Consider the following 6,151-nt stretch of genomic DNA (forward strand, 5'->3'; position numbering starts at 1 on the left):
TTATGCGCCGAATAGGTCGTCATGTTGTCGTATGGATGACGTACAAAGGGGCTATACGCATTGCGATAGGTCTGCTGGTGATTGCTTTGACCGGTATATTGCTTACACAAACGATGCCTTCAGCTAAAACATGGTCCTACTGGACGCTTCCATTGTCAGGGAAGACTATTGCTATTGATGCTGGCCATGGAGGGGTGGATGGCGGAGCGGTTAGCAAGCAAGGTGTGATTGAGAAGGACCTGAATCTCGCGATTGCGCTGTATTTGCGTGATTACCTGCAGCAAGCTGGCGCTATGGTCGTAATGACGCGGGAAGGCGATTATGATCTCGCCACTGGAGACGCTAGAGCTTATAGCAAGCGGAAGACCGAGGACTTGAAAAAGAGAGTTGCTTTGATCAAAGGAAGTAACCCAGCTGCTGTAATTAGCATTCACATGAATAGCATTCCATCGACAAAGTGGTCGGGAGCACAAACCTTTTTTCATCCCGCCAATCACCCGGATAATCGTGTTTTGGCCACATTCATTCAAGATGAAATCAAACGCAATTTGGAAAATACGACACGTGTAGCGGCCACCGTGAAGGATGTATATGTGCTCAAAGCAATCGAAAATATCCCAACAGCGTTAGTAGAGGTTGGTTTTCTCTCCAATCCCGGTGAATCGCAGCGGCTTGCAGACACGGAATATCAGAGACAAGTAGCTGCCTCTATTTATGAAGGAGTGCTTCGCTATATGTCCGGGGAGAAGCTCAGTGGGAGCGTGCTGCAGGATGAAGTAACAATGAAGTGAGCAGTTGTTGCTGAATAGAGCATAGAGCAAAGAACATTAAAGCAAAGAGCATAGAGCATAGAGCATAGAGCATAGAACAAAGAGCATAGAACAAAGAGCATAGAACAGTGCGTTTCGACGGAAGGGTTGGATGCTCGGCTTCCTGTGTTATAATCATTATTATATGGTTTTAATTATATAAAGGTGGGACATAAATGACGTTGACACGTGAACAAGTAATAGAAGCCGTCGAATCGGTGACGGCACCATATAAGGCGGATGGGATCGCCATCCGCGACATAATGGTTCGGGACCGTCAGGTATCCATGACGGTCCTATGGGCTGGCGCGGCTTCGCATCCCGCGCTTGAAGCCTCGCTCCGCGAGGCACTGGCGCGCCTGGGCGCCGAAACCGTGCACTTCCGGTTTCGGGCCGAGGCAGCGCCAGCCGCGGGCGCAGGCGCGTCCACGCCGCCGCCTGCGGCTGCCAAAGCACCGGCCGCGGCTAGCGCCGGCGGTGCCGGCAAAGCTAACGGCTCCGCGCCCATCGAGGGCCACGGTGCCGGTCTGGCCACTGCGCTGCTGGATCCTAGCAGCGGCGTGCAGTTCATCGCCGTCGCCAGCGGCAAGGGCGGCGTCGGCAAGTCGACGGTGACCGTTAATCTCGCGGTCGCCTTAGCCCGCAGGGGCAAGCGCGTCGGGATTATCGACGCCGACATTTACGGCTTTAGCGTGCCTGACATGATGGGCATTGAAGAACGTCCAGAGGTCGTGAACGAGCGCGTAATTCCGATTGAAAAGTTCGGAGTCAAGGTTATGTCCATGGGCTTTTTTGTTGAAGACAATAGCCCAATTGTATGGCGCGGACCGATGCTTGGCAAAATGCTTCGGAATTTCTTCCAGGAAATCGAATGGGGCGAGCTGGATTATTTGCTGCTTGACCTTCCGCCTGGAACGGGGGACGTCGCGCTTGACGTTCATCAGATCATCCCCCAAAGCAAAGAAATTATCGTAACGACGCCGCATGCGACAGCAGCATTCGTTGCCGCTCGTGCCGGCGCCATGGCGATTAAGACGGAGCATGAAATCATCGGCGTCGTGGAGAATATGTCCTATTATGTGTCCAAGTCATCAGGTGAGAAGGAATATGTATTCGGTCGCGGCGGGGGCGCGCGCTTGGCAGAGAACCTGCATGCGGAGCTGCTTGCCCAAATTCCGCTCGGAGCGCCTGACAATCATGTATCCGAGCATGATTTTGCCCCGTCGGTATACAAAGCGGATACGGAAACCGGACAGCTTTACTTGGAACTCGCCGACAGCGTATTGGCCAAATGCGAAAGCTAATATAAAAGCAAAAGCCCGAACGGAGTGTCCCGAAGCTATAAGCCAGCTTCTAACTTGGACAACCATGTTCGGGCTTTTTACAAACGTAGAACCTTCTCATGCAAAGGAATCAGCCAGTCCTGTTACATGCCAGAGTCGCTTTGCTCGTCTCCTGAACCGGAATCATCGCCTTGCTGGTCTTCTTCCTCTGATTTCTGCTCCTCTTCCCCAGAGCCTTCATCCTTTTTCTTATCGACTTTCTCGTCAGGGTTCGGCTTGAGCTCTTCTTGAACCGCTTTTTTCATTAGATCAAGCACTTCCAAGCGGAACAATGGGTTCTGCATCGCATCCTGCATGAGTGACATGACCTCTTTGCGGTATTGCGTGCTTTGCAGCACCTCAAGGATCATCTTATCCATCTCTGGATTTTTGAGCACCTTAATCAAATCAGCCTGGTAAGAGGGATCCTTTATTAATTCTTTGTGGATATCTTTGTTTTGCTTATTGACGGATTTCGCGAACTCCCCGGCAAATCGAGGATCTACCATCAATTTTTTAATGACCTTATCATACTGCGGAGAGATCAACACATCCTTGACGGCTAAACGAACCTCTTCTTGATCTTGTACCGACAGCAGCTTGGAGGTCTGTCCGGAGTAGCCGGAGATTTGCTGAGACGATTCCTGAAGTGCTTTTTGCGCATCCTCTGTTTTGAGGATATCGATGACCATGGATTTCAAGTCCTTGTAGCTGACCTGTTCGTTTCCTCCCGACGGCTCGGCACCGCACCCTGCAAGCACAACCAACATGCTTGGGATAACCAACAATAAAGCCCACCTCTTACGCATTCTTCGCATGCTCCTTTCTATGTCGGTACTGCTGTATGCCATAAGGTTGACCAATTCGTTCTAAAAGTGATGAATCACGGTCTTATTATGCGCATTGTTCACCGTATTATCATGGACAATCGTTAGCTTTTTGTTGTGAACGTGGTAAAATAAAGGGTAATACGGAAGCATTTAAGCATTGCAGTATGCAGTTGTCATCCATAATAGCCATTAGCAGTGCGATTGACATTGTTATTTAGGGTTGTACCGCATATCGGAGCAGCCGTCATAAACATTCAGGAGGATTCGGAACGTGAATTTAAAAAAGTGGTTTTTTTTATTTTGGAGCGGCATGGTAGTCGGGGGACTAGCTTGCGTGGTTACCGGTGCGATTATGGCATGGGTCGATCCGGAGTTTGGATTTCTAGGCTTTAAGGCGGTAGGGTTCAACGCGTTAATGATGGCTTTAGTTGGACTCATGATCGGGGCATTTAGCCAAATGGGCTTTTTCGCATATTTAACGTTAAACTACATCGCTCTAAGTGTATTTGGCAAAAAATATCTATGGAACGCTTTGCAAGGGTACACAACGATATTTGCGGCTGCCGGTCTCGGCTACCTGTTGTTTGAACAGCGTATGAACAATTGGTTTTTCTGGTTGCTGCCGTTAGTCCTGCTTATACTTTCTGGTGTTGTTTCATGGTTCAAGGTCAAGCAAACGAACAAAACGGCTTTCGTTCCAACGATGTTCCTGATGTTCGTCGTCACTTTTATTGAATCCTGGCCGGCGCTCCAGGGCGAGACGAACGTTTCCGCCATTATCTTTATGATGGTTCCTCTGTTTGTCTGCAATGCATACCAAATTATGATGATGCATCGACTTGTCAAAAAGCAAACAACCGACTCAGCGCCAATTGCCGCAAAGCCGGTCGTATAGATTAGTATTCCAGCTCGGCGGCATTCAGCTGCGGGAAAGTAGACGTTGTCTTGTCCCGCACTGCTTTGCCGTCGATTTCTGTTTGTGTGATAAGGTCGGTTACAGTCACGAAGTCATAGCCCTTCTCGCGCAGCTGATCGATGACTGCAGGCAAGGCTTCATGCGTTTGTTTGACTGAGTCGCTTGCATGAAACAGAATGATATCGCCTGGATGTGCACGAGTAACGACCCGGTTAATGATTTTATCCGTTCCGATATTCATCCAGTCGAGTGAATCGGTATCCCATTGAATGACCTTGTATTGCAGTTCCTCCGCTATGCGGAGCACGCGTTTGTCAAAATCGCCGTTAGGAAGTCGGATTAATTTCGGCTGCTTGCCAGTCACGTCGGATAAAATCGTATGCGCAGTCGTAATCTGCTTGCGAATCTCTTCATCGCTAAGCTTGCTGTAGTTGTCATGCTTGTGGCCGTGGCTGCCGATCTCATATCCGGCTTCTTGAATTTTTTTCACGATTTCCGGATGGGATTGGCTCCAAGGCGATGACAGGAAGAAAGTTGCCTGCTTAATGTTTTTTTCCTTCAAAACATTAAGGATGGGCTCTGTTCGTTTGTCTCCCCAACTAATATCGAAGGTTAAGGCAACGACCTTCTTATCAGTGGGCACGCTGTAGATAGCTGCAGGCTGTTGTGGGGCAAACACGGTAATGTTGTCACGCTCCGCGTAAATGATGCCGACGGAGAAGACGACAGCAATCGCGATTAGGAAATAGCGTTTCAACTTTCGGCCGTTCAATACATAAAACACATTCATGGGGAAGGGCACTCCTCTCTAATGGAAGCTTGTACAAAGCTAAGAAAGTATAAATCCGACCTTTATACTTCGCTTATCTTTTATTGCGAAATGGACAACTGCTTCCATGGAGAGCGGATGTCATTTACGCTTGTTGTACAATCTATGCTCGTACATTCGATATATTCATCAATCATGCGAAGAATGTGAATCTGGAGGGGAATCTTTTGTTCAAATGGCAGGTGAATTGGGACTATTTCAAAAGAATGAATCCGTATATTGCGTTTGCTGCTATCCTTTTTCTGGCGGGAATGGTCATTGGGGGTATTAATCCGGCATTTAAGTCATTTCTAGATGGACAGCTGGAGGGGCTCGGGAAAATTTCGAATATGATCGATGATTCTAGCAATCCTACTTTAACCATGATTGTCTTTATCTTTTTGAATAATGCGATTAAGTCCATCGTTGTGATGTATTTGGGTGCTATGCTAGGCATCCTGCCGTTTTTCTTTTTGGTCGTGAACGGCATGGTGATTGGTTATTTGCTGAAAAGCATGGCTGAGCTGCATGGGGGTGGATATGTCCTGGAGATCATCGTAAAAGGACTGCTCCCGCACGGGATACTGGAGATTCCTGCAATTATTATTGCTTGCGCGTATGGGATGCGATTTGGTGTATTGGTTTTCAAGGCATTAGGTTCCCTTATGTTCGCAAGATCGAAGTCCGGCCGCTTAGGAGAAGAGCTCGAAGGGTTCGTTGCCAGAACGGTACCGATGATGGTTGTTTTGACAATATCGCTTCTAATTGCAGCCATTATTGAAAGTACATTTACAACATGGCTGTTAACGATGTAATAATTTTTCCAATATTTGAGCATAACAGTAAAGCAGTGTCGAAACGCATTGGCGTGAGGCGTTGCTTTTTTGTTCAAATATAGGAAAGTTTGTGATTTCTTCATCCTTTCTCTATATTTCTCGGAATGAAACGCGCTGGGCTGCCAGAGGTTGGCGATAGCCGTTTCATCTTGGTTAAAGGACGGTCTAGTTGCGCTTTACAACTAAAGGAGGTCACTTACGGCTATGCTCGGAATACTATTCAACGATAAAGAATGCAAAGAACTCGACTATGTCCTTCGGAAAGAACTGGATGAAATGCTGCTCGACCTGAATGATTCACGATTAGACGGAGATATTAAGCAGGCTATTACAAGACGATACAAAATCATCTTTCGCATGTACGCAAGAATTGCCTCGCCGAAAGAACTTTCGCGGTACGCGTTAAATGCGCGTTCTTATCGATAAATTCGTGTTATTAAAAAAACTTTTAAAAAGGGGTTGCATTTAATTGGGCCCCTGTGATATATTATTTCTTGTCGCCAACGAGACACAGGCGACTGACACGAAAGAGTAAATTGCTCTTTGAAAACTGAACAACGAGTAATAACTGCCTCGCAAATCCTTCGGGATAAGCGAAAAAGCGATAACAAGTAATGAGCATTTCAAACA

The 6,151-nt window shown here is 47.5% G+C and carries 7 protein-coding genes; 5 read left to right on the top strand and 2 right to left on the bottom strand.

What is annotated here, in order from left to right; all coding sequences use genetic code 11:
• The first annotated feature begins 2 nt into the window (after positions 1-2).
• The gene (cwlD, locus tag FHS16_RS30780) at positions 3-791 is read left to right on the top strand and encodes an N-acetylmuramoyl-L-alanine amidase CwlD (protein WP_183571419.1); all 789 of its coding nucleotides are present in this window, start codon (positions 3-5) and stop codon (positions 789-791) included.
• A 194-nt stretch (positions 792-985) separates the two neighbouring features.
• On the top strand, positions 986-2,113 hold the full coding sequence (gene salA / locus FHS16_RS30785; protein WP_183571421.1) for an iron-sulfur carrier protein/transcriptional regulator SalA: 1,128 nt from the start codon (positions 986-988) through the stop codon (positions 2,111-2,113).
• Positions 2,114-2,235: 122 nt separating this feature from the next.
• Here the strand turns inward: salA and gerD are convergent, their stop codons facing one another.
• The gene (gerD, locus tag FHS16_RS30790) at positions 2,236-2,940 is read right to left on the bottom strand and encodes a spore germination lipoprotein GerD (protein ID WP_183571423.1); all 705 of its coding nucleotides are present in this window, start codon (positions 2,938-2,940) and stop codon (positions 2,236-2,238) included.
• A 292-nt stretch (positions 2,941-3,232) separates the two neighbouring features.
• On the opposite strand from gerD, the gene FHS16_RS30795 reads away from it, so the two are divergent.
• Positions 3,233-3,856, top strand: coding sequence for a KinB-signaling pathway activation protein (locus tag FHS16_RS30795; protein ID WP_312891135.1), 624 nt, complete (start codon positions 3,233-3,235; stop codon positions 3,854-3,856).
• Between the two features lies 1 nt (position 3,857).
• Here the strand turns inward: FHS16_RS30795 and pdaB are convergent, their stop codons facing one another.
• Positions 3,858-4,667, bottom strand: a complete 810-nt coding sequence (pdaB, locus tag FHS16_RS30800; protein WP_183571425.1) for a polysaccharide deacetylase family sporulation protein PdaB — start codon at positions 4,665-4,667, stop codon at positions 3,858-3,860.
• A gap of 206 nt (positions 4,668-4,873) precedes the next feature.
• On the opposite strand from pdaB, the gene FHS16_RS30805 reads away from it, so the two are divergent.
• Both FHS16_RS30805 and FHS16_RS30810 read left to right on the top strand, forming a co-directional pair.
• A complete protein-coding gene (locus tag FHS16_RS30805) occupies positions 4,874-5,500 on the top strand; it encodes a stage II sporulation protein M (protein ID WP_246432059.1) in 627 nt (208 codons plus the stop codon).
• 225 nt (positions 5,501-5,725) lie between these two features.
• Complete coding sequence (locus FHS16_RS30810) at positions 5,726-5,947, top strand: hypothetical protein (RefSeq protein WP_053373934.1); 222 nt, start codon at positions 5,726-5,728, stop codon at positions 5,945-5,947.
• Positions 5,948-6,151: the final 204 nt, after the last annotated feature.

The sequence above is a fragment of the Paenibacillus endophyticus genome, from assembly GCF_014192395.1.
Taxonomy (GTDB): domain Bacteria; phylum Bacillota; class Bacilli; order Paenibacillales; family Paenibacillaceae; genus Pristimantibacillus; species Pristimantibacillus endophyticus.

Coding starts and splice junctions, on each gene's coding strand:
- cwlD (WP_183571419.1), top strand. CDS start 3: ATGCGCCGAATAGGTCGTCATGTTGTCGTATGGATGACGTACAAAGGG.
- salA (WP_183571421.1), top strand. CDS start 986: ATGACGTTGACACGTGAACAAGTAATAGAAGCCGTCGAATCGGTGACG.
- gerD (WP_183571423.1), bottom strand. CDS start 2,940: ATGCGTAAGAGGTGGGCTTTATTGTTGGTTATCCCAAGCATGTTGGTT.
- pdaB (WP_183571425.1), bottom strand. CDS start 4,667: ATGAATGTGTTTTATGTATTGAACGGCCGAAAGTTGAAACGCTATTTC.
- FHS16_RS30810 (WP_053373934.1), top strand. CDS start 5,726: ATGCTCGGAATACTATTCAACGATAAAGAATGCAAAGAACTCGACTAT.